We start from the raw sequence: 24,449 nt of genomic DNA, 5'->3' as shown, positions 1-24,449 counted from the left end.
CCTCTCCATTTTCGAGCCGCCCGCGATTACGACAGCCGGATCTCCTCGCCTTTTTCCGCCGACTCGTAAATGCCGCACAGCATCTTCATGACCGCGACGCCGTCGGACACCGGACTGATCGGCTCGGCGCCCGTCCGGACGCAGTCGACAAAGTGGTCGATCTCGTTTTGAAACGCGCTCTCCAGGTGGAAGCCCGCATGGTCCGTCTGCGGCGTCACGTTTAGAATCGTGTCGTGCTTCTCCGTCACGATGGCGAGCGCTGGATCGATCTCGACGCCGCCTTTGTCGCCGAACAGGGAGATCGTCGTCTTGTTCTCCTTGGCGTGGAGCGTGAAGCTCGCTTCCAATAGAAGGGACGCGCCGCCCTCGAAGCGGATGATCGCGTTCGCCATGTCCTCGACCGTGTTGCGCGAGGCGTCGTAATCGGCCGCTTTATAGGAGGTCATATGCTTGACGTTGGCGCGGTTGCCCAGCTTGCGGTACGTATTCGCGGAAACGGACACCGGCTTGGGCCGGCCCATCAGGTACCAGCAGAGATCGACGACGTGCACGCCGATATCGATGACCGGACCGCCGCCCGAGCGCTCCTTGTCCGCGAACCAGCCGCCCGGGTTGCCCACCCGGCGGATGCTCGAAGCCTTTGCGTAATAAAACTCGCCGAATTCCCCCGCGTCCGCGAACTGCTTCACGAGCTGCGCATTGTTGTCGTAGCGGCGAACGTAGCCGACCTGCAGCTTGCGGCCCGTCGAACGGACGGCCTCCTCGATCCGCAGCGCCGCCTCGACCGTCGTGCTGAGCGGCTTTTCCAGCAGAACGTGAAGACCCGCTTGTAGCGCCGCGATCGCGATCGGCTCATGCGTGTTGTTCCAGGTGCAGATGCTCACCCCGTCCAACCCGGCTTCGGCGAACATGCGGTTATAATCGGAAAATGCCTGCGCCGCGCCGTATTTGGCAGCAGTCGCCTTCGCCCGCTCCTCGTTCAGATCGCAGATCGCCTCGATGCGGACATTCGGGTTGTTCTTGTAGGCGTTCAGGTGCAGCTCCGAAATGGTTCCGACGCCGACGACGCCGATTTTCACGATGTCCGTGGTGCTCATGCCGTTTCTTCCTCTCCCTCTTCGTTTCCGTAATTCGCGATGAGCGCCGCAAGCGCGTCCGCGGCCGCGCACACCTCGCTCAGCTCCACCCATTCGTCGTCCGTATGCGCCTGGCGGATGTCGCCCGGTCCGAAGACGATGGACGGGACGCCGACCCTGGCGAGTTTGCTCGCATCCGTCCCGTAGGCAGCGCCGTGCTGGACGGTTCCGCTCTTCACACGGTTCACAGCGTGCGCGAGTTTGCCGACGACAGGCTCACCGGCGTTGATTTCCATGGCGTAATCGATGATAAAAGGCGCGTGAACGACGAGCTCGAGGCCCGACGTCTCCCTCGCGAACCGCTCAAGATCCGCCTTCATCCGCGCCCAGACGTCGAGCGGTTCCTCGCCCGGAACGGTGCGACGGTCGACGGTCAGCGTGCAGGCGCAGGGAATGGTGTTGGGCGCGTCTCCGCCCTCGATCTGCGCGATGCAATGCGTCGGCGGTCCGACGAGCGGGTGCCGCAGCGCCTCGTAGCCGGGCTCGACGGCCTCGCGCAGGTAGCGGACGATCTCCATCGCTTGCTCGATCGCGTTGACGCCCTTGCTCGGATCGGAGCTATGGCCGGCTACGCCGCGCGCCTCGATGTGGAAGCGCACGCAGCCTTTGTGCGCTACGACCCGGCTGAGCCCCGTCGGCTCGCCGACGATCGCGGCCTCGTAGCAGAGCTCGCCCGCCTCGATTGCCTGGGCCAGCTTCGCCACGCCGGCATAGCGGTATTCCTCGTCGACGACCGCCGCGAGGTGCACGCCGATCGGTGGCTTGCGTCCGCTGCGGGCGAACGTGCCCAGCACGACCAGCATGGCGGCCAGCGAAGCTTTAGTATCGCAAGCGCCCCTGCCATATAGGCGGCCCGACTCCGTCTTCGCCCCGAAGGGCTCGATCGACATGCCGGTCGTCTGCACCGTGTCCATATGCGCCTCCAGCAGCAGCGTCTTGCCGGCGCGAGTGCCGGGCAGCATGCCGATGACGTTGCTTCTGCCTTCGGAGACAGGCTGATCGATGCATCTGATGCCGTTGCTTTCCAGGTAGTTTCGGACATATTTCGCAACGTCAGCCTCGCCGGTTCCGCCCGGGAAAGCCGGATTCACACTGGGAATCGCCACCAAGTCCCGGAGCACCCGCCAGATCTCTTCGCGATCGACGATCGGAACGGTCATCTTCTTCCCCCTCTTCTTTAGTAGCAACAACCGCGGGCGTCGATCCGGATCCACTCGTCCAGTTGTCCGCCGCGCACGCCGGCCACCCGGTCGCACAGGTTCGGGAGCACGCAGGAGTGATTCGGCACCAGCTCCAGCCGGTCGCCGACCTGAATCTGCTCCGACGCCGGATCGAACGCCAGGAAGCCGTGCTCCTCGTTCAAGCCCGTTACACTGATGCCCGGCCTGCCCACGACGATGCCATAGCCTTCGCGGCCGTGCGCCCGGTCCCCGGTCAGCGTCTTCGTGCCGGCGTCGATCGTCGCGCGGCCCGGCAGCGGCACGCTGACGACGGTCGCGACGACGCGCAGCGCGCAATCTTCCTCGCGGGCGATGCCGAGGCCGACGCCGGACGCGTCGAAGAAAACGTAATTGCCCGCCCTTACTTCGGTCACGCCCGGGAGCTCATGGCTGTACATCGCCGCAGGCGAGGAGCCCGTGCTGACGATGCCGACCGGGATGCCGGCGCCGCGGAGCAGCTCCGCCGTCTCGGCCATTTCTGCCGCCTCGGCGCGGATCGCCGCCGTGAAGCCTTCTTCGTCCCGCTGCGCATAGATTTTGCCGTAATAGCCCATGAGACCGGCGATCTCGATCCGCGGCAACTCGCGCAGCGCTCTCGCGAATGCCAGCGTATCCTCGCCCGGCTGGCGTCCGCCGCGATGAAGGCCGCCGTCGATCTCGATCAGCACCCGGACCGGCTTGCCCGTCCGCATGCCGACGGCGGACAGCCCCTTCGCACCCGCGATGCTGTCCGCCGTCACGATCAGGCTCGCGCGGCGGTGCAGCGCTTCGAGACGCCGCAGCTTGTCTTCGCCGATGATCGAATAGGCGATCAAAATATCCTTGATGCCGGCGTCCGCGAACGCCTCCGCCTCCGACAGCTTGGCCACCGTGATGCCGACGGCCCCTGCCGCGAGCTGTCGGCGTGCGATGGCGGCCGACTTGTGCGACTTCATATGCGGCCGGTGGGCGACGCCGCTTCGCCGCAAGCGGCCCGCCATCGCCGAGATGTTGCGTTCGGCGATGTCCAGATCGATAATGACGGCGGGCGTCGTCAATTCCGTGTAGAGGCTCAAGCCTCCTCGACCTCTACAATCAGCTCGATCTCGACCGGCGTATCGAACGGAAGCTCGTTGGCCGAGATGGCCGAGCGGGCGTGCCTTCCCTTTTCGCCCAGCACCTCTACGAGCAGATCCGAGGCGCCGTTAATGACGAACGGCTGATGCGTGAATCCGTCGGCCGAGTTGACGAACGCCAGCATTTTAACGACCTGCTTAATCCGATCCAGCTCCCCCAGATGCGCCTTGAGCACGGCGAGCAGGTTGATCGCCACCTGGCGCGCTGCGGCGTAGCCTTCCTCCACCGTCAGATCCGAGCCGACCTTGCCCGTCGCCATCAGCACCCCGTCGATGCGGCAATCGTTACCCGACGTGTAAACGACATTGCCGACCTGCTTGGCCGGCACGTAAGACGCCACCGGGGGCGGCACCTCGCCGAGCGTGATCCCCAGCCGCTCCAGCGCTTGTTCGGCTTGTCCCATCGCGAATTCCTCCTGTTTGGTTGTAGTAGCTAGATTGGTATTCCGCCGCGTACCTACGACTCCTACACGATAAGTCGCTGGCACATCGTTATTCCGCTCCATAGTGCCTTAGCGGAAAAAACTTCCGCTTTCCTCGCAGCCGGACCACCTTTGCCTCGTCTTAGCGGAAGAAACTTCCGCTTTCCTCGCAAGCGAACCACCTTTGCCTCGCCTTAGCGGAAATAACTTCCGCTATCCTCGCAGCCGAACCACCCTTGCTCCGCCTTAGCGGAAATAACTTCCACTATCCTCGCAGCCGAACCACCCTTGCTCCGCCTTAGCGGAAAAAAACTTCCGCTAACCTCGCAGCCGGACCACTTTTGCCCCCTCTTAGCGGAAGAAACTTCCGCTATCCTCGCAGCCAGGCCACCTTTGCCTCGTCTTAGCGGAAGAAACTTCCGCTATCCTCTCAGCCGAACCACCCTTGCTCCGCCTTAGCGGAAAAAACTTCCGCTATCCTCGCAGCCAGGCCACCTTTGCCCCGGCTTAGCGGAAGAAACTTCCGCTATCCTCGCAGTCAGACCACCCTTGCTCCGCCTTAGCGGAAGAAACTTCCGCTTTCCTCGCAGCCGGGCTACCTTTGCCCCGTCTTAGCGGAAAGAACTTCCGCTATCCTCGCAGTCAGACCACCCTTGCTCCGCCTTAGCGGAAATAACTTCCGCTTTCCTCGCAGCCGGACCACTTTTCCCCCCTCTTAGCGGAAGAACTTCCGCTTTCCTCGCAGCCAGGCCACCTTTGCCTCGCCTTGGGGGAAGGGGGATTTCCACGAAGTTCAGGTCCATCATCTTTAAAATCGTTTTGTTACTCCAACACCACCTTACCGCTCCTTCCCGTCCCGATACACCGAAGTACCGCGCTGCGCACGCGCCCAGTCGGCGACGCGATGGGGATCGCCTTCCCACAGGCGCTGCCGTCCCCAGGAGTTGGCTTCCGGCGGTCCTTCGCACTCGACGCGGATGACCGGGAACAGGCGGGACGGCGCCTCTTGCGGCAGGCCGTCGATGATCAGCTCGTCGTCTTGCTGGGTGAAGCCGAGCGTCTGGCCCGTCGTCAGCAGCGTGACTCCCTTGACGCGAGTCGCGAGGTCCGCGAGCCGCAGGGTCGGGCGACCGTCCCAGAAGCGGATGATCAGATACAGGTTGTCGCCGCGCGTCGTCTGGCGTCCGCGCGTGATGAATTCCGTAATCGCGCCGCCGTCCGAGCCGTAAATCGCCTCGCCGTGAACGTCGAGCCAGCGGCCGATCGCTTCGGCGCGCTCGAGGAACTCGGGTGGGAACTGTCCGTCGGCCGTCGGTCCCACGTTGAGGAGCAGGTTGCCCCCGTGGGCGCCGCCCTTCTCCGCGCATTCGATCAGCATGTCGAGCAAGTAGTCGGCCGGGCGCCAGCGCTCGCCGAACACGTGGCTCCACAGGCGCCACGTCGTGACCTGGCACGACTCCCACAGCCGCTTGCGGTCGACGACGATCAGATGCTCCGGCGTGCCGAAATCGCCGAGCGTATCCGAATCCCCCGCTCCGATGCCGCCGTCGGCGCGATATCCGTCATGCTGCTCGGAGTAGCCCAGCCGGTTGTTGATGAGGATGTTTGGCTGAAGCTTCCGCATCTCCTCTACAAGCTCCACGCTGCCAAGATCGTCCGCGTTGCGCGGCCATACGCCGTCGAAGAAGAAGTGGTCGATCTGCCCGTAGTTGGTGAGCAGCTCCTTGACCTGGTTGTGCAGGTATTCTTTCGTCTTGGCCCAGCCTTCGGGGTCCTTCTCCGGCCCGTCGAAGTAAGCCGGCAAGCGCCAGTCGATCCACGAATAATACAGGCCGATGCGAAGCCCCGCCTTGCGGAAAGCCTCGATATACTCGCGGACGAAATCGCGCTTCGGCGCCTGCTTCGCGCTCGAGTAGTCGGTGTACGCGCTGTCCCACATGCAGTAGCCGTCGTGATGCCGGGTCGTGAAGCAGGCGTACTTGAAGCCTGCCTTGCGCGCGGTGTCCGCCCACAGCTCCGGATCGAAGCGCTCCGGGTTCCAGGCGCTGGCCGCGTCCGCGTACGCCGCATGGTTCATATGCTCGCGGAACAGCACCTGCTCCCCTCTCCCGAATTGGGCGTAAGGTCCCCAGTGAATGAACAAGCCGTATCGGCTCTCGGTGAACCATTGCCACTTGTCGGGCACCGAGAAGGTTTGTGTCGGCGCTTGCGTCGTCATCGAATCCGCTTCCCTTCCGAGCGCGCGGAAGCAAGACGCCGGCACGGCGGCCTGCGGCTCTGCCGTTTCCGCCGTGCCGGCGCCTCCCTTTCGCCGCTATTTCAATTCTATTTTTAAACCTTACTGCGCAGCTGCAGCCTTGCGCGCCTCGTAAGCCGTTTGATAAATCTCGAGGTAACGCTTCAGATTCATGCCGTCCAGCGTCTTGAGATACTTGTCCCACTCGGCGTCGACGTCAGCGTCGCCGATAATGAAGCGCGCCATCATCTCGCTCGTGTAGTCGTAGATCGTCTTGGACAGATCGGCGATCTCCTGCGATTGGTCCACCGTCAGGTTGAGCGGAGGCAGCACCGACTTGACGTCGACGCGGTACGGCTCGTACTTGTCCTTCGTTTCCTTGTAAAGGATCGATTCAAGCGGGTTGTCTTCGCTGGCTACCGCACCGAGGCGAAGCGAGTTCGGACGGTAGGCGATGCCGCTCTGCGACCAGTGCTTGTTTTGCGTCACGCCAAAGGAGGACATATCCTTGTAGACGGCCGGTTGACCGTTCAGGCCGATCTCGCCGTCCTTGGCCCAGCGCCAGTCGACGTCCGGCTCCCCGATCGTGGAGCGCAGCGTGATTTCGCGGTCGTACAGCGCATCGGCGAAGCGGAACGCCGCTTCCGGATTTTTCGCTTCCTTCGTGATGACGAACTTGCCTGGAGCGACTTGGTACGGATCGTACTGGGTGAGCTGCACGCCGCCCGGTCCCTTCAGCGGCGGTACGGCGACATAATCCTTCCAGCGTCCGCTTGCGCCGTTAAGCTGCGTAATGACGCTCATGTTCGGGCCGGAGGCGGCGCCGAGAATAACCGTGTTCGGATTTTCCCCGAGCTGAACGAGCTGCGCCGGATCGCGCGTCAGCGCCTGCGGGTCCATCAGGCCTTCCGCGTACAGCTTGTGCAGGTACTTCATGCCGTCCTTCCAGCCGTCCTTGGTGAACGGAACGTCGACCTTGTCCTGATCGTTCACGTAGAGACGGGTGTATGGCGCGTAGGTAAAGGAATTCATGAGGAAATTCTCGACGCTCGTCGTGAGCGTAGCGCCCTGGGATTGGGCAGGCGCGCCGGAGAACGGAATTTCGTCAGCTTTGCCGTTACCGTTCGGATCCTGCTCCTTGAACGCCTTGAGGACGTTATAGAACTCATCCGTCGTCGTCGGCATCTTCAGACCGAGCTTGTCGAGCCACGGCTGATAAATCCACAGCTTCTGGCGCATCGAACAGTGATAGCATTCGTTAGGCGCAGGCAGCGCGTAGATGTTGCCGTCGGCGGATGTGATCGTCGGCTTGACGAGCGGGCTTTCCTCGAACATCTTCTTCGTGTTGACGCCGTATTTCTCGATGTAATCGTTCAGCGGAAGCAGCACGCCTTGCTGTCCGTACAGCGCTTGCTGCTCCGGCGTGACGTCCATCATCATGACGACGTCGGGCAGGTCGCCGCTGGCCAGGGCGAGGTTAAGCTTTTCCGCGACCATGCTGCTCGGCACGATCTCCCATTCCACGTGGATGTTGGTGAGATCCTCGAAGTACTTCGTGAATTCGTTCGTGTTGAAATCCTCTACGGCAGGGTTGGCCCCCGTCATCACCTTCAAGGTGATCTTATCCTTCACGATCGGGAATTCCCCGGCCGGCGCGACAGCCGCTTCCGAGCCCGGGGAAGCGCCGCCGGAGGCGTTCGAATCGGCGTTGTTGCCGCTGCAGGCCGCCAATATCGTAACCAGCAATACCATGGCGAGCGCCATCGAGACCATCTGTTTGATTTTCATCGTATCTGTCCCCTTCTTTATCCTTTTAATGAACCGATCATGACGCCCTTGACCAGATACTTTTGCACAAAAGGGTAAACCACGAGCAGCGGTACGGTAGAGATGACGATCAGCGAATACTTGAGCAGCGTCTTCAGCGCTTCGCGCCTCGCGGCGTCCATCGGGTCTCCGGACAGCATCGCGACGTCGACGTCGTTTTTGACCAGAATATCTTTTAAAACGAGCTGCAGGGGATACATGTGCTGGGACTTCAGGTAGATCATCGCGTTAAAATACTGGTTCCAGTTCGCAGCCGCGTAATAGAGCGTGATGACGGCCAGGATCGGACCGGACAGCCGGATGACGATTTTCCACACGAACTGAAAGTCGTTGCAGCCGTCCAACTGCGCCGCTTCCAGCAGCTCGTCGGGAATCGACATCTGGAAGTAGGTGCGCGCGATGATGACGTTCCAGACGGTCAGCGCGGTCGGGATGATCATCGACCAGACGGTGTCCAGCATGTGCAGCTCGCGAACGAGCAGGTAGTTCGGGATCAGTCCGCCGGTGAACATCGTGGTGAACATAAACAGGAACATGAACACGTTTTTCCCATAGAAGTCCTTGCGCGATAACGGATAAGCTGCCAGCACCGTCATTGCGACATTGACCGCCGTCCCCGCCACCGTGTAGATGACCGAGTTTTTAAACCCGGTCCATACCATCTTGTAATCGAGCACCGCCGTATAGCCTTCGAGGCTCGGACGCACCGGCCACAGCCACACTTCGCCCGATACGACCGCCTGCGAATCGCTGAAGGAAGCGCTGACGATGTAGATGATCGGATAGAGCACGCTTATGAAAAGCACGGTGATGAACAACGCGTTAATAATCGTGAAGAGTTTGTCCGTGAACGACTCGTTGCGAAACCGGATATCCATGCGCACCCTCCTTTACCATAAGCTCGCCTGCTTCGTTTTCTGCGCAAGCTTGTTTACTGCCAGCAGCAGCGCCAGGTTGATGACGGATTTAAACAATCCGATGGCGGTGGAGTAGGAGTAATTCGCGACCTGCGCGGTCAGGCCGACCTTGTACACATACGTGTCGATGATTTCGGATGCCTTCAGGTTGATCGGATTTTGCAGCAGCAGCACCTTTTCGAAACCGACGTCCAGAATGTGTCCGGTATTGAGGATGAGCAGAATAATCGCCATCGGCATGATGCCGGGCAGATCGATGTGCCACATGCGCCTGAACTTGCTCGCCCCGTCTACGACCGCCGCTTCGTGCAGCGCCGGATCGATGGCGGCCAGCGCCGCGATAAAGATGATGCAGTTGAACCCGGCATGCTGCCACACGTCCGACCAGACATAGATAGAAGAGAACATCGAGATCTCGCCCATGAAGTTGATCGGCGCGATGCCGAAGACGTCGAGCAGCTTGTTCACGATCCCGATTCGCGGGTCGAGCAGCTCCTTGACGATGCCGACGATGACGACGATCGAGATAAAATGCGGCGCGTACGTCACCATCTGGACGACCTTGCGGTACGACCTGCTTCTTAGATAGTTGAGGCCCAACGCCAGCAGGATCGGAAATGGGAATCCCGCGAGCAGGTTGTAGAAGCTGAGCAGCAGCGTGTTGCCCAGAATCCGGGTGAAATCGTACGAATGAATGAACCGCGAGAAGTGATCGAGTCCGACCCAGGCGCTCCCCCAGATTCCCTTGGTGACGATAAAATTTTTGAACGCGATCTGGGCGCCGTACATCGGCACGTACTTGAAGATGATCAGGTACGCGAAAGGCAAGGCCATCAGCACGTACAATTGCCACCCTCGGATCATCTTCTTGGAGACGGCTGACTTGCGGGGCGCGACGCTCTCTCTGCTTGCTAGACGCTTGATATCGGGTACGCTCACTTCCTCTCACCTCCCTTGCCTAAACGTTTAGAGTCCGTAGCCCCCGATCGGGGTCTGCCGGGCACGATCGTCTCGGATCGTCCGGGCTGCTCTGCGGCTTAGGGCAGGCTTAGGCGCTGGGGGCCGGGGAAGTAAATTGCGTTGTGGTCCGATGATCGCCATTCGTTCAGATTCGGGGATTGATGTTTGCGTTTTCAGTATACATTTGATCAGAATTCAACTTTATTTTCCCATTTTTAGTTGGAAATGAGCGGTATAAAGCGATTACTTGGAAGAAGCGGCCTCATCAGCGAAGCGCGTTATCCGTCTCACCAGCTTCGGTTGCGCGCGAAAACGATGTACTTGCGCCCGCCGGAACGAAACAAAAGAGCCGCCGGCGCAAGCCTGGCGGCTCGGGGAACCCCCGTCTATGCTGTTGTCAGGCCTCCCCCATCGCGCCGGCAGGTCCGGCGGAGGATGCATAAGACGTTTCGTTGCGGGCCAGCTCGCGGAATACGGTCGCGCTCAGTCCCGTTCCCCGCTTGAACGCCCGGCAGAACGTGCTGGACGAATGGTAGCCCACCTGCTCCGCAATCTCGCGGATCGTCAGCGACGTCGAGGCCAGCTTGCTCTTTGCCTCGTCCATCCGCATGTTTTCCAGATACTCGGAGAAGTTGATGCCCGTCTGTTCCTTGAAAAACTGGGACATGTACCCCTTGGATACGTTCATGTTATCGGCAACGGCATCGAGTGTCAGGTTCGCGTCGCCGTAATGCTGCTGCAGGAAAGCCAGCATGTCGTCGAGCAGCCTGTGATTGCGGCTCTTCTTGCGCCGATCGAGATCGCGGGCGGTCGCCAGGAACATCTCCGAGGCGCTTCGGTACGACAGCTTGGGATTGTCGACGGCGCTCGGATGCTGCAGAAGCTGCGGAATATCGATCGCACGGTCCAGCGCCAGCTGCTCCTGGAGCTTGGCCAGGCAGCTCACGATCTCATAATAGAACAGCTGCTGCAGCGCGAGAGGCAGATGCCTGTCGCTGAAATTCTCCTTGTATAGCTGGCGGAGTACGGCCTCGACTTCCTCGGGCTCTCCCGCTTTGGCATAATTGATCAAGCGGTTCTCCAGCTCCTGCGGAAAAAAGAAGCGGGCGTTCGTATGCGGAAGATCGGCAAACCAGACCGTCTCGTTCTTGCCTTCATAGCTGATCGAGGACAAGCACTGTCTCGCCTCCTCGTAGGAGCCGGACACCTCGAGCAAGGTCGGCCGGAAGCCCCCGATGGCAAAGTAAAGCTGCAGCCCCTCGCGCCCGCTCGTCTCCGCCTCGATCGCGGCCACGCTCCGGTCGATCATATGCCGGAACGAGGCCTCGTCGCCCAGCTCGTCCACGAACAGCAAGGCGATCTTGTCCTCAGCGATATGATGGGCGTACCGATCGTCCCCGAGACCTCTGCGGATCGCTTCGGTTACCCATACGCGATTGACGTCGAGCTTGTCCAGCTCCGCTTCCGTGTTGCTCTGCCCCGAACGGCTGAAGTTCAGGATCCCGATCGCGTAGCCTTGGCCGTGAAGACCGATCCGTTGGTGAGCGAGCAGCGAATTGATCTCGTTCATCGACAGGAAGTCGCCCTTGAGCAGCCGCTGGAAAAACGTGTCCCAGACGAGCGGCACCTGCTTGTCGATCTCCTCTCGCAGCTCCGCGTTGTTATCGAGCAGCGAAGACAACGACTGCTGGATATAGCCGTACATGTCCTTCGGCTTCCGCGGCGCGCCGGCCGCCTGGTGGCGGTCCCGAAGCGTGGACATGATGCGCACGAGCGGACGGCCGCTCCGTGTCGCGAACAAATACGCCAGCACGATGCCGAGCCCGAGGAACACCGCCACGATCGAGAAGGTCAGCTTTTTAATGGAGATGACCTTCCCTAGCACGATATGAGGAGGCTGCGCCACGACGTAGGACCATTTGTTATAAGAGGAAGTCGTATAGGTAACCATGCGTCCGTCCGTCTTGTCCGAAGCTTCGATCGTTCCGGAAAGGCCGGGCAGGACGACATTCCCGCCAAGCGCGGACGTCGAGCCGTCGCCGGAGAGCGAAGCGACTACTCTCCCCCTGTCGTCAATGATCGATGCCGAGCCGCCGTCCGAGATATCGATGCCGCTCAGCAGCGACTTCAGCTCGTTTCCGTCCACGAGCACGATTAAAGCGCCCTGGATGCGTCCCGGATAGCCGAGCGACTGCACGTAGGTGATCATATCGTATGTCTTATCCTCGTACCGGGCCGCTCCCGTCGGCATGATCTCCCGGTTGCGGTACGTCGAGAGCAGATCGTCGCGCCAGGCTTTGTAATCGATTTCATTGTAAGTAAGTACATGATCGTAGAAGTATGGCAGCTCATACGAGGAATTGGACGATAGGGCCAGGTTGCTATTCTTGAAAATAAGAAAATAGTCCAGCACAAAATTGTTGGAGGCATTGTAGCTGTACAGGCTCTTTTGCGTCCGCAAGACCTTGTACGCGTTGGTGCTGCTGAACGGATCGGAGACCCGCTGGAAGCTGTTGACGCCCGGGTCGTTGAGCAGCTGCAGGGAGATCGTGTTGATCTCGGAAAAGCGGCTGTCGAGCGTATTCTTGACCTGGTCGAGAATCTGCAGGTTGTTGCGGACGACTTCTTCCTTCACCACATGATACGTCTTGTTATAGAATAGCCACCCCAGCGTAAGCGCCAAGAGCATAAACAGGAAATAAGGAAGCATCATTCGGAGAAATAAAGGCTGCTGGCCCAGTCGATTCCTCAAGCGCATGACTTACGTTCCTCCGTTCGTCTCAGGTGTTTTGTTAACTATTATAACATCAACCTTCGGATTCTTAACATCAAATGAACAAGCCGAATAAAAGGCAGCGCTATCATTTTGAATCGCAGAATAGCCTTGGAAGTGTAGCGCTTACAGAAAACAAATTTAATCATAACACATTCCGTCAAGGTATCGAGGCGTACAGCGGACGAAAACGAAAAGGGACGAAGCAGCGTATTTCCTGCTTCGTCCCTTTTTGCTTCGGCCTCGGATGGTGGCGCGGGCTCGCCATGTAGCTCCATATAGAGTTACGCTTAGTACCGATTCAACAACTCCAGCAGTTTCACGTCCAGCTTCCTGCCCCGCCACATCACGTACTCCGCGTCGGGGCGATTGGAGTCCAGCAGTCCGAACGGCCCGCGAAAGTTCCACAGCGCATAGCCGATATTGTGGGCGGTGAGCACGTCCAGCACATCTTCGTACCAACTTAGAAAGACGTCATGTGGTGTGTAAATGTATGCGCCGCTCTCCCCACAGTGCACGCCTACGCCTTGCTCGGCCAGGTCGATCCACGGCCGGTAATATTCCTCAAGCGACTCGCGGTTCCATAGCATCTGCTTGTCCCGGTAGGGCCAGACGGGTGACCGAATATCAGTGGCGCCCGCCCAGAAGGCCCGGTAGTGACTGACCGGATGCGGGTGATACGCCCTGCAGCTCTGCGCGACCTGAAGGTCCACGAGCTCCGGACAGGGAGCGGTCCCGGTGTTCAAGCCGTCTATGATGATCAACCGATTCGGATCATGCTTCCTGATCTCCGCTACGACAGCGCGAATGACGCGTTCGTGTTCTTCGCGGGTGATCCCCTGCTCCGGACGGTCCGATACCGAGGGAGGCTCGTTCAACAGATCGAAGCTCAGCCGCTACGAGCCAATACCGCCGTACCGCCGCGCAAAATAACTCCAATTGGCGCAGAAGGCGTCCAGCGCCTCCCGGTCCCGCCAAAGGTAACGCGTCTCCTCTTCGTCGTCCACGATGCAATACCCTGGCACCCGGTGAAAAGTTAACGATACGTGCAGTCCGTATTTCTCGCCGAGCCGCACGATCCGGTCGACCCGGTCCATCTTCGCCTCGTCCAACGCCAGATCGTCGTCATCCTTGGTCAAAAACCGGTAAGACATCGGCACGCGCACGAAGTTGAACCCGAGCTCGGCGATCAGCCGAAAGTCCTCCTCCACGGGATTGCCGTCGTCCTCCATCGGGAAGATGTCGCCCCATTCCTTGCGCCTGGAGAACATATCGATGAGATTGAAGCCCCGCCACCTGGGAAGCACCGTCTGCGACTTTTCTTGCGAATGCATCCAATAGAGCCCCTTCCACGTCGCGAGAAACGAAAATACCGCTACTCGTCGCCTTCATTTTGCGCTTCATTCCAGCAGGTAACGATCGGCACGCCGGTCCATTCGACGCCGGTCATGGTCCGATAAGCGACTTCTCTTGTCTCGCCCGGCATCAGATCGAAGTAGTTGTCCTCGAGCAGCAGCTCATTCTCAACGGTGACCACGCGGGCAAATACGTCCGATTGGATTACGAGGCGACCGGATGACTCATCGCGGCGGATGCATTCGACCTCGAGTGTCGCGGGCGGACAGACCAACGCCTTCGGCAGGACGTCGAAGAAGATCGCACTGTCGCCTTGATCGTTCTGATCGACTTGACCATCCTGACCGCCCTGACCGCCCTGACCTCCCCGCCCGCCCTGCGAACCGCCTTCCGTCGCGATAGGCTCCCATATCGCCTGGACGACCGCATCGGCCGCGCCGCCCGTCAACCCCAAGTCCCGCTTGGCAATCGTATGAATCAGCGCTGCCTCGTTCCCCGGGACGACAGCTTCCATTTTCCACGACGCCCCGTACACGCCCGCGGTCGTGGCCGAACGTACCCGGACAACGCCCCGCCGCGCCATCAACGTATCGTTCACGACCCATACGCCAAGCTCTTCCCCGCGGTCCTCCAGCGAGATCATGACCGGCTTGGACGCGCGCTTGGCCCCATAATAGCCGGCCTTCGGATAACCGTAATAATCGATCATCGACCAGCCACTGGCGGGCCAACAGTCGTTGTACATCCAGAAGAGCACGCCGCTCGAATCGTATTTGCGCCGGCGGTAATGCTCGATTTGCATGCGCTCGAACTCGTACTGCACGTACTCCATCTTCTTGACCTTCTCAAGCGGACCCGCGCTCTCCCCGAACAGCGCCGCAGCCGTCTTTTCCAGCAGCCGGTAGTGGGTCAGTTCGTCCTGCCCGTTGTACGGATTGTCCTTCGTCCTGAATTCCCAGATGTCCGCCTGCTCGTCCGCCACGTCCGCCATCGTCATCATTTTAAGCAGCGAGGACAGCGGCGGTGAGCCCGGGATGGCCGATTCGCTCAGAAACCGGCCGCGTCCCGCGCGAATGCGTTCCCGGTAATCGCGCATGTCGCCAAGCAGAAAGTCCACCTCGTACCACGGTGATACATGACAGTCCCCCGCATCCTGGCTGTTGAACGGACGGCCGTAAATAGGCGAGGTCGGGAAAAACGGACGGGACGGGTCCAGCTCGGCGCACAGCGGTGTCGTCACTTCGGCGCACACCCGCTTGCCCCAGTAGTCGTCTTCTTCGTTGTTGTTCATCGCCAGCTCGTTGTCCCCGTACCAGAGAATGAGGCTCGGATGATTGCGCAGCCGCTTGATCGTCGACGCGACTTCCGTCTTCATGGCCGCGATGAACCACGGCTCATCGTCCGGATATTCGGCGCAGGCCATCATGAAGTCCACCGACACCAGAATTCCCAGCCGATTGCACGTCTGCCAGAAGGCCGGCAGCTCGTACGTGCCGCCTCCCCACACGCGCAGCATGTTCATATGACCGTCGACCAGCAGTTGCAGCAGGTGCGCATAACGCTCCGCGGTCACCGCGGACGGGAACGGATCCGCCGGAACCCAGTTGCCTCCCTTGGCGAAAATAGGCTCGCCGTTCACGACGATGGTAAAGGAGCTGCCGCGCGCGTCGGAAATCTGCTCGACCTCCACGGTGCGTATGCCAATCTCGTCACTCCGGGTATCCAGCGCCTCGCCGCCGCTCGCCATCAGCGAGACGGAGAAGCGATACAGCGCGGGCTTGCCGTAACCGGCCGGCCACCACAGCTGCGGCCGCTCCACCCTGAGTTCTCCCTTGACGACGGGCTGCGACGGACGGATCCCGGTCACAAAAGACCATACGGGTTCCCCACCTGGCGCGGCCAGCTCCAAGCGAAGCACGCCGTCCTGCGTCAGCCCCGCCGCTTCCACTTCCCAGGCCAGCGTGGCGGCCTCTTCCTGAATCGCCAGCGTGCGTACCCAGCTATGGGCAATCTCGCCGGCCGGCTTCGCCTCGATGTATACGGGCCGCCAGATCCCGTAGCTCACCAGCCGGTGAACCCAGTCCCAGCCGAACGTACACTGCATCCGGCGAACGTACACGCGATCCTGGGAAAACAGCGATACGTATTTGCCCGTGTCCTTATCCGCCAGATAGACCGGGATCGGCGTAAACCGCACCTTCAATCGGTTCAGCCCGGGCCGCAGCGCATGCGCGACGGAAAAGGCGTGCGGGATAAACATATTGTCCGCCTCGCCGACCAGGCTGTCGTTCAAATAGACGGCCGCGATCGTATCCAATCCTTCGAAGCGAAGCTGCGCGGAGGCGCGGTCCCGGCCGGACGGCCATTCGAACGCCGTCTCGTAAATCCACTCGCAAGCTTCCACCCATTGGCATTCGAGCGCCTGGTCGCGCCACATCGGGTCCTTGATCAACCCGTGCCTCAGCAGATCCGTATGAACATGCCCGGGCACCGTCCCTTCAAAGGGACCGACCGGCTGTCCATCCGGCATGATGCCCGTTACTTTCCAGTTACCGTTCAAATCGATGCGTTCGTTCATGTGCGGCTCCCTTGCTCGTATTCGGAGTCGCGCCGGGAGCATGCGGAACCTTCTTTAGCGGTGAAGCTGTTCGCGATACTCCTTGGGCGTCCATCCGGCGTGCTTTTTGAACACCTTGATAAAGTAAGGCGGATTGTCGTAGCCGAGCAGCTCGGCGATCTCGTGCACCTTCTTATTGCCTTCGGTCAGCAGCTTCTCCGCCTTTTCCATCTTCAGCCGCAGCACGTAGCCGCTCAGCCCCTCTCCGGTCTCGGACTTATAGAGCCTGGATAAGTAGACGGGATGCAGGCAGACATGATCCGCCACCGCCTGCAGCGAAGTGTCTCCCGCCAGGTTCTGCTCGACGTACTCCTGCGCCCGCCTCACGAAGTAGGCCGCCGTCTCGCCCTGCTTGCCGTGAATATCGTCCGTCCGCACCAGCTCGATCGCGCGCGCCGACCACTCCCGCAGCTGCTCGACATTGCGCAGCAGCGACGGCTGCAGCAGCGCGCCGAACGGCTCGCCGATGACGTCCTCAAGCCGTTTGCCGTTCTTGTGGCAGATCGAGATCAAGGCGCTGCCCAAGGCAAAGACGACTTCCATGATGTGCTCCTGGGAAAAAGACCGGTCCAGCCGTCCGATCGATGAAAAGACGGCCTCCAGCTTGTCCGCGAGCATCTCCCAGCGCCCGGCCTCCAGCAGCTGGACGAGCGTCGGCGTATCGTGCAGCCCGGTCAGGCCGTCGACCGGCGGCGCCTCGCCGAACGCCTCCGCAGAGATCAGAAACTCGCCTTCCTGCCCGAACCGCTGGCGGATCATGGCGAGCGATGCCTGATACAGCGCCGGCACGTCGCGCGGGAAGGTTCCCCTGCCGCTGATCAGGACGGATACCGTGCCGTGCAGGTAAGCTTTGACGCCGCTCTGAATCTCGCTCGCTTCGCGCTCGAGCGCGCGCTGCCGCCGCGGCGGCTCGGACGCCTGCGCGTCCGCTTCGCCGCCCGGCGATTTCTTTTCCTTAACAAGAAAAACCAGATAGCCGTGCGCATCCTTGCAAAACCAGGCCTCATAGCCGTCGCGGAAAATTTCCTCGGCAATGTTGCCGATGGCATATTCCATCAAGCCCAGATCGTGACGGCTATAGGCAAAAAACGCCTCGTCCGGACGCAGCAGCACGAGCCGCACCTCGTCTTCGGCGGCGAACGCAAGCTCAAGCGACCCGAGCCGCTGCGCCAGCGCAGAAGGGGACATCGCGCCGCCTGTCAGCAGCTCGCCGAGCAGTCCGTCCCTCAGCTTGGGGAAGTTCTCTCTCAGCGCGGTCAACGCCCGCTGACGGGAGCTGATCTCCTCCCATTCCCGGTGGATCAATTCCGTCGCCCTGCGCAGGCTCGCGACGATCTCCTCGTCCTCCGCCGGCTTCAGAATATAATCGACGGTATCGAACTGCAGCGCCTGCCGGGCGTATTCGAAGTCGGCGTAGCCGCTCATCACGATGCACTTGATCCGCTTGCGCGCCTGCATGACGCGACGGATCAGCTCCAGCCCGGACAGGCCCGGCATTCGGATGTCCGTCACGAGAATGTCGACCGGATACGTATCCAGCACCTCGAGCGCCGCCGGCCCCGAGTAGGCCGTATGAACCTGACTGATCCCGAGCGATTCCCAGGGGATGGACTTGACCAGACTGTCTACCAAATGCGCGTGATCGTCGACCAGCAGAACCTGGAACATGCCCGCTTCACTCCTCTACGCTGTCATGCCAATGCAGAATGGTTGTCAGCCCGCCGGCCGCGGAGGCTTCGAACCGCAAGCCCGACCGGCCGCCGAACTGGTAGCCGAGCCGCTGATGCACGTTCCACAAGCCGCAGCCGATCTCGTCCGTGAGCGGCAGGTTGATCTTGCGGGACAACGCGCCGCGTTCTTCTTCCGTCAGTCCAGGTCCGTCGTCCTCGACGACAATCGTGTTCTCCCCGTTCGCCGAGCTGCCCCGGATGACGATCCTTCCCGCCGTCTCACACGGCTCGATGCCGTGCACGATCGCGTTCTCGACGACCGGCTGGATGAGCAGCCGCGGAATCTGCTTATCCAGCAGCGCATCCGGCAGCTCGACCGATACGCTGAGCCGCTTCATCTGCAACCCTTGAATGCGCAGATAGTTTTCGACCAGCGCCATCTCTTCCCGCACGGCGACGAGCTGCTGCTCGTTGCGCGTCGTATACCGGTAATATTTGCTGAGGCTCACGGACATGGCGATGATCGCTTCCTTCTCCTCCAGGACGGCCATGCTCTTCATAAAGGCCAGGCAATTGTACAGAAAGTGCGGATTGATCTGCGATTGCAGCTGCTTGAGCGTCGCTTCGCGCGAGCGGAGCTGCTCGGCATAAACTTTTCCGACAAGCAGGTCGATCTCCTCGGCCATGTCGTTGAATTTGTGGAACAGGAAGGTAAACTCATTGTCCTTTTTAACCGGTATGCGCGCGGCATAATTGCCCTTCTTCAGCTGCTGAACGCCGCGGATGAGCGCCTTGATCGGCCTGCGGATGTTCTGGTACAGCACGTAGGAGATGAGCAGGCTGACGACGAGCAAGATGGCAGCGAATAAAATGAAATAACGGCGCGACTCGGTAATGGGAGTCAAAATATCTTGCACCGGCACATAATCGACCAGGTACCAGCCGAGCTCCTCCGACTGCATGTAGTTGACGAAATACCCCACATCGTCGATCTCGATCGTATCGTAGCCCCGGCTCTGGATCGTCTTGCCGCCCAGTTCGGCCTTCAATCGCTCGGCCAGCGCCGCCGAGCCGACGGGCACGATCGACGTCGCGCTTGACGGATCGAGCATGAATGTGCCGCCCCTGCTCTCGGCCCGGTCGTTGTTGTCGAGCAGCTTGACGATATTGTCGGCCGTGAAGCCGACCTCGACGATCAGCCGGGCATTCTCCGCAAGCCCCCGCTCGCTGATCGGATCGAAGGCATACATGACGAACCGGTCCCGCGCCGCGTCGTACCGCCAATCCGGCACGGCCCGCTGCGCGATGTCTCCCGCATCGTAGTAGACGAGCGACGACTGACCGACAGCCTTGCCGATCTTGGGCGCGTAGATGACGACTGAGTTTGTAAACGCATTCGCAACGCTTTGCAGCATCAGCTTCTGACTGATCGTCTGCACCGTTTTCAGCGCGTTGTAAGTCATGTCGTTCTCGTACAGCTCCAAGTCCCGGAATTCCTTGACCGTCGGGTCGCGCAGCAGCATGTTGGCCATCATCGACAGCTGATTGACGTTGTTGTCCAACTGCTTGTACAGGTAGGTCAGCCGGTCCATCTGGGATTCGCGGATATGCCGTTCCAGTACGGTAACGCTCGTTCGGTTGGAGATCATGTACAGGGTCAGCAGCGGCACCAGCAAAATGAGAATCAAGATGTTCACTTTCACGAAGTTGTTCATTCTGACCATGGAGGATCGCCTCATCCGCGCTTTTGCATTCTATTATGAGAGGTGCCGGAAAAACGGACAAGAGAGACGGACGATCCCGCCTCCGCTTGCCCGCCCCGTTATTTTTTAAGCACGTTCTTCGCGTACCAGTCGTTCACTTCCTGCGTGATCTTGTCACCGCCGCCGGACTTCCACTTGGCGACGAACGAATCGAACTCCTCCAGCGGGCTCGTGCCGAAAATGATCTTGACGATCGTCTCGTATTCCAGCTTGCCGAGGAAATCGCCTTGCGTCTTCTGCGTATCGGTCGTCGGGCCGACGAACGCGTTCATCGTATCGGCGCTTTGCTGCGTTTTCCAAGCCTTCATCGCCTCGATCTGGCCGTCGATGCAGAGCGGATTGTTCTTGCAGGCGTCGAAGCTCTCCTGCTCGCTGGCCGTCCGGCCCGGCTTGCCCTGCGCCATATAGTCGAGATAGCCGTCCACTTGCTCCCACGGATCGACGAAATAGTTAGGCATGAAGCCGTACTTCGCCACGTGGAAGAAGCTGCCCTGCGCCGCGTAGCCTTGCTCGATCAGGCTGTCGCGCGTCATGTCCCAGATGCCGCTGTCCCGGGCAAACTCGTACATCGCCTGGGCGTACTTGAACACGGCGTCGGGATGCTCGTAATTTTTGTTGATCAGTATCGTCGCCCCGACAAGCGGGAACGCGCGCCTACCGGCCTCGCCGTCCGGACCGGTCGGCACCGGATAGACCTTGTACGTCGCGCCCTTGACGTTCTTCTCCAGGTCGGGCAGCGGGAAATAAGGGAACCAGTTCGGTCCGAACACGACGCCCGCTTTGCCGGAGGTGAACAGCCCCGTCGCCGTGGTGCCGTCCTGCTGAGGCGCGTCCTTGGAGATATACCCCTTGGCCATCCAGTTGCGCAGCTCGGTGATCGCGTTTTTCATCTCGGGCTGCACCGGATCGTAGACGAGCGACTGGCCGTCCGCCGCCGGTCTCCAGTTGTTCGGAATGGCGCCGAACGCGCCGAACAGCGCGGTCGTATCGGCGAAAATATCGCCCGACAGGTTCTTGAGCTGCAGCGCCAGCCCCACCGTGTCCTTCTTGCCGTTGCCGTCCGGGTCCTGGTTGGTGAAGGCGTCCAGTACCTTCTCTAGCTCGTCGATCGTCGTCGGCGCCTTGAGCCCGAGCTTGTCCAGCCAATCCTGGCGGACGTACATGACCGGCGAGCCGTTCGGGCCGAAGGACGGGATCGGCAGCGCCATGATGCGGCCGTTGCGGGTGACGGAGTAGAACAGGTCCGGATTGGCGTCGTACACCCGCTTGACGTCGTCCGTGGCGTACTGCGCGATCGCGTCCGTCAGGTCCATGAATTTGCCCGAGTCGATCAGCTGGTTCGTCAGATCGGTGTCGCCCATCGTGTTGATGACGTCGGGCAGCTTCTCGCCGGACGAAAGCGACAACAGCATTTTCGTCTTAAAGCCTTCGTTTTTCGTCGGCGCCGTCCACAGCACCTTGATGTCGAGCCCCAGATTCGCCTTCACCTTGTCGAACAAAATATTTTTCTCCGCGGTCTCGCCGTTGAAGTACTGGATGTCGTCGCTGATCGGAATGACCGTGTTGATCGAGATCGGCGGATCGTATTTGCCGTTCTGGAAAGGCGCAGTCTCCTTGGCGGCTGGCGCGGATTCGCTTGCGCTTGCCGTAGCGGCGCTCGCCGTCGACGCGGCGGCCGATGCGGCCGGAGACGAGGCGCTGCCGGCGTTGTTGTTCGCATTGCCGGAGCATGCGGCCAGTATCGATACCAGAAGCGCCGGCGCCAGCGTCGCCGCGATCCGTTTGTTGCGTAAGTTCATGTGTGGACCTCCCGTGTATTTGATTTTGCAAACTCAGCATATCGGAAAAACTTCGGCGAAAATAGAAAACAAAATCAAGAAAAATAGCAATTCGTCAACATGAACGGACGAACGCCGCACAAAGTTGAGAGAGTGCTTTTTTTGTTGAGAGATTGGCGTATCTGGGGGAAAACGACTCTTTTACAATAAATTCATGCCGCTTGCAGACCGCCGCCCGCGCTTCGCCCGAAGCGAAAATTCCGCCCGAAAATCAGCTGTTGCAATCTATCCGCGCAGGAGGAAAGTCCATTGAATTTTATCAGATCCGTTTTGGATTCCCGGCAGACGTGGCAGCTCCACGCGATGCTCGTGCCCGGAATCGTGCTCGCCGTCGTCTTTCTTTATTTGCCGATGCTCGGCCTGGTCATCGCCTTTCAGGACTTCAAGCCCTGGCTCGGATTCGTTCATTCGCCCTGGGTCGGGCTCGACCATTTCCGCCTGATGCTGTCCAGAGAGGACAGCGTGCAGGTCATCCGCAACACCTTCGCGATCGCCTGCCTCAAGATCGTGTTCGGCCTGCTCGTGCCGTTCGTGTTCGCGCTGCTGCTGAACGAGCTGCGCCATATGTTCTTCAAGCGGCTCGTTCAGACGCTCGTCTATTTGCCCCACTTCATGTCTTGGGTCATTCTGGGCGGCATTCTGATCAACCTGCTCGGCAACAGCGGCCCCGTCAACCAGCTGCTGTCTTCGCTGTTCGGGATCGAGCCCGTGCCGTTTCTGGCAGACGGCGACTGGTTCCGGTTTACGGTCGTCGTCAGCGACATCTGGAAGGAATTCGGCTTCGGCACGATCTTGTTCCTGGCCGCGCTGACGGCGGTCAATCCGTCCTTGTACGAAGCGGCCGAGATGGACGGCGCGGGACGCTGGCAGCAGACGCTGAACGTGACGATTCCCGCCGTGACCCCGATCGTAATCGTACTGGGCACCCTCTCGCTCGGCAGCATTTTGAACGCCGGCTTCGATCAGATTTTTAACCTGTATAACGCGCTGGTCTACGATAAAGGCGACATCATCGATACGTTCGCCTACCGGGTCGGCCTGCTTCAGACACAGTTCAGCTTCGGCGCGGCCGTGGGCATGTTCAAGGCGCTGATCAGCTTCGTGCTCATCGTGGTCGCGTACCGGATGGCCTTCAAATTCGCCAACTACCGCATATTTTAAACCAAGAGGGGCCGAGCGACGATGTATTATAAAACCAGAAATTATCGCCTTTTCTATATTTGCAATTTCGCCTTCCTGCTCGTCACCGCCATCGCCTGCGTGCTGCCGCTCATCCATATTCTCGCGGTCTCGTTCAGCGCCAAGGAGCCGGCCAACGCGCAGGCGGTCGGCCTGTGGCCGATCGGCTTCAACACGGATGCGTACAAGCAGACGTTCTCGAATCCGAACTTCCTGAAGTCGATCGTCGTCTCGATCGAGCGGGTGCTGCTGGGCACCGTCATCGGCATGGCCGTCACCGTCCTGACCGCCTACCCGCTGTCCAAGATGAACGCGCGGTTCCGCGGCCGGACGATGTACACCTGGTTTTTCGTCTTTACGATGTTATTCAACGGCGGTCTCATCCCGACTTATATCGTCATTCAGAAGATGCATCTGATGAACTCCATCTGGGCGCTTGTGCTGCCCGGCGCGGTATCGGCGTGGAACATGGTGCTGCTGCTCAACTTCTTCAAAACGGTCCCTCGGGAGCTGGAGGAAGCGGCGCTCATCGACGGCGCCAACCATATCAAGACGCTGTGGTACATTTATTTGCCGGTCTCGATGCCCTCGCTCGCGACGCTCTCGCTCTTCACGATGGTGGCCCACTGGAACTCCTGGTTCGACGGCATGATCTACCTCAGCGACGCGCAAAAGTGGCCGCTCAGCACGCTGCTGCAGACGATCGTCGTCACCGAGGACTTCAGCAAGATCAATATGCGCCCGGAGGACGTCAAGCTGATCTCCAACGAAACCGTCAAAGCCTCGCAAATCTTCATCGGCGCGATTCCGATCCTGCTGGTCTACCCGTTTCTGCAAAAGTATTTCGTGAAGGGGATGGTGCTGGGGGCGGTTAAGGAGTGAGCGCGAGGGGCGCGTGAGGGCGAGGAGGGCGCGGAGGGCCCGGGTGCGCTTATTGCGTTTATCCCGGGCGTTGCTCGGGCCAGTGAGGGCGCGTTAGTGCCCGAATGCGCTTATCGCAGGCTTTGCTCGGGCCAGTGAGGGCGGGTTAGTGCCCTAATGCGCTTATCGCAGGCGTTGCTCAGGCCAGTGAGGGCGCGTTAGTGCCCGAATGCGCTTATCGCAGGCGCTGTACGGCAAATCGGGGCGCGTTAGTGCCCGAATGCGCTTATCGCAGGCGATGCACGGGCAAGTAGGGGCGCGTTAGTGCCCGAATGCGCTTATCGCAGGCGCTGTACGGGCAAGTGGGGGCGCGTTAGTGCCCGAATGGGCTTATCGCAGGCGCTGTGCGGGCGCGTGAGGGCGCGTTAGTGCCCGAATGCGCTTATCGCGGGCGATGCACGGGCAAGTAGGGGCGCGTTAGTGCCCGAATGCGCTTATCGCAGGCGCTGCACGGGCAAGTCGGGGCGCGTTAGTGCCCAATTGCGCTTATCGCGGGCGT

Annotated in this window: 15 protein-coding genes and 1 pseudogene; 2 read left to right on the top strand and 14 right to left on the bottom strand. The window is 60.3% G+C overall.

The features are described 5' to 3' along the window. Window positions 1-26: 26 nt before the first annotated feature. The 14 genes and pseudogenes from ACFSR7_RS25645 to ACFSR7_RS25580 all read right to left on the bottom strand — a co-directional run bounded on the left by ACFSR7_RS25645 (window position 27) and on the right by ACFSR7_RS25580 (window position 21,811). Entirely contained in the window at window positions 27-1,097 is a 1,071-nt protein-coding gene (locus ACFSR7_RS25645; protein WP_378166525.1) for a Gfo/Idh/MocA family protein, read from the bottom strand. Next, on the bottom strand, window positions 1,094-2,296 hold the full coding sequence (locus ACFSR7_RS25640; protein WP_378166523.1) for a M20 family metallopeptidase: 1,203 nt from the start codon (window positions 2,294-2,296) through the stop codon (window positions 1,094-1,096). The genes ACFSR7_RS25645 and ACFSR7_RS25640 overlap by 4 nt, the downstream gene beginning before the upstream one ends. Window positions 2,297-2,313: 17 nt before the next feature. Next, window positions 2,314-3,411, bottom strand: a complete 1,098-nt coding sequence (locus ACFSR7_RS25635; RefSeq protein WP_378166521.1) for an alanine racemase — start codon at window positions 3,409-3,411, stop codon at window positions 2,314-2,316. After that, a complete protein-coding gene (locus tag ACFSR7_RS25630; protein ID WP_378120538.1) occupies window positions 3,408-3,875 on the bottom strand; it encodes a RidA family protein in 468 nt (155 codons plus the stop codon). Before ACFSR7_RS25630 ends, ACFSR7_RS25635 begins: the two co-directional genes overlap by 4 nt. Window positions 3,876-4,731: 856 nt before the next feature. Next, window positions 4,732-6,111: an alpha-L-fucosidase gene (locus ACFSR7_RS25625; RefSeq protein ID WP_378166519.1), complete on the bottom strand. Its 1,380-nt coding sequence runs from the start codon at window positions 6,109-6,111 to the stop codon at window positions 4,732-4,734. A 120-nt stretch (window positions 6,112-6,231) separates the two neighbouring features. After that, a complete protein-coding gene (locus tag ACFSR7_RS25620) occupies window positions 6,232-7,917 on the bottom strand; it encodes an ABC transporter substrate-binding protein (protein WP_378166517.1) in 1,686 nt (561 codons plus the stop codon). Between the two features lie 17 nt (window positions 7,918-7,934). Beyond that, window positions 7,935-8,834, bottom strand: a complete 900-nt coding sequence (locus ACFSR7_RS25615; protein WP_378166515.1) for a carbohydrate ABC transporter permease — start codon at window positions 8,832-8,834, stop codon at window positions 7,935-7,937. A 12-nt stretch (window positions 8,835-8,846) separates the two neighbouring features. Further along, the gene (locus ACFSR7_RS25610) at window positions 8,847-9,737 is read right to left on the bottom strand and encodes an ABC transporter permease (RefSeq protein WP_282912891.1); all 891 of its coding nucleotides are present in this window, start codon (window positions 9,735-9,737) and stop codon (window positions 8,847-8,849) included. Between the two features lie 493 nt (window positions 9,738-10,230). Further along, a complete protein-coding gene (locus ACFSR7_RS25605) occupies window positions 10,231-12,591 on the bottom strand; it encodes a helix-turn-helix domain-containing protein (protein ID WP_378166513.1) in 2,361 nt (786 codons plus the stop codon). Between the two features lie 305 nt (window positions 12,592-12,896). Next, window positions 12,897-13,838 (bottom strand): annotated as a pseudogene (locus ACFSR7_RS25600) (glycoside hydrolase family 5 protein). 143 nt (window positions 13,839-13,981) lie between these two features. Then, complete coding sequence (locus ACFSR7_RS25595) at window positions 13,982-16,540, bottom strand: glycoside hydrolase family 2 protein (protein ID WP_378166511.1); 2,559 nt, start codon at window positions 16,538-16,540, stop codon at window positions 13,982-13,984. Between the two features lie 54 nt (window positions 16,541-16,594). After that, window positions 16,595-18,247, bottom strand: coding sequence for a response regulator (locus tag ACFSR7_RS25590; protein WP_378166509.1), 1,653 nt, complete (start codon window positions 18,245-18,247; stop codon window positions 16,595-16,597). Between the two features lie 7 nt (window positions 18,248-18,254). Beyond that, a complete protein-coding gene (locus tag ACFSR7_RS25585; protein ID WP_378166507.1) occupies window positions 18,255-19,973 on the bottom strand; it encodes a sensor histidine kinase in 1,719 nt (572 codons plus the stop codon). Between the two features lie 98 nt (window positions 19,974-20,071). Then, window positions 20,072-21,811 carry an extracellular solute-binding protein gene (locus tag ACFSR7_RS25580; RefSeq protein WP_378166505.1) on the bottom strand — a complete coding sequence of 580 codons (1,740 nt, stop codon included), beginning with the start codon at window positions 21,809-21,811 and terminating at the stop codon, window positions 20,072-20,074. A 342-nt stretch (window positions 21,812-22,153) separates the two neighbouring features. On the opposite strand from ACFSR7_RS25580, the gene ACFSR7_RS25575 reads away from it, so the two are divergent. Beyond that, a complete protein-coding gene (locus ACFSR7_RS25575; RefSeq protein ID WP_282912892.1) occupies window positions 22,154-23,011 on the top strand; it encodes an ABC transporter permease in 858 nt (285 codons plus the stop codon). 21 nt (window positions 23,012-23,032) lie between these two features. Further along, window positions 23,033-23,911: a carbohydrate ABC transporter permease gene (locus ACFSR7_RS25570; RefSeq protein ID WP_378166503.1), complete on the top strand. Its 879-nt coding sequence runs from the start codon at window positions 23,033-23,035 to the stop codon at window positions 23,909-23,911. Window positions 23,912-24,449 lie beyond the last annotated feature (538 nt).

It is taken from the genome of Cohnella sp. GCM10020058, assembly GCF_042683485.1.
In the GTDB taxonomy this organism is placed as follows: domain Bacteria; phylum Bacillota; class Bacilli; order Paenibacillales; family Paenibacillaceae; genus Cohnella.
The sequence above is the reverse complement of the archived record's forward strand: the minus strand, read 5'-3'. Positions and strand labels throughout refer to the sequence as shown.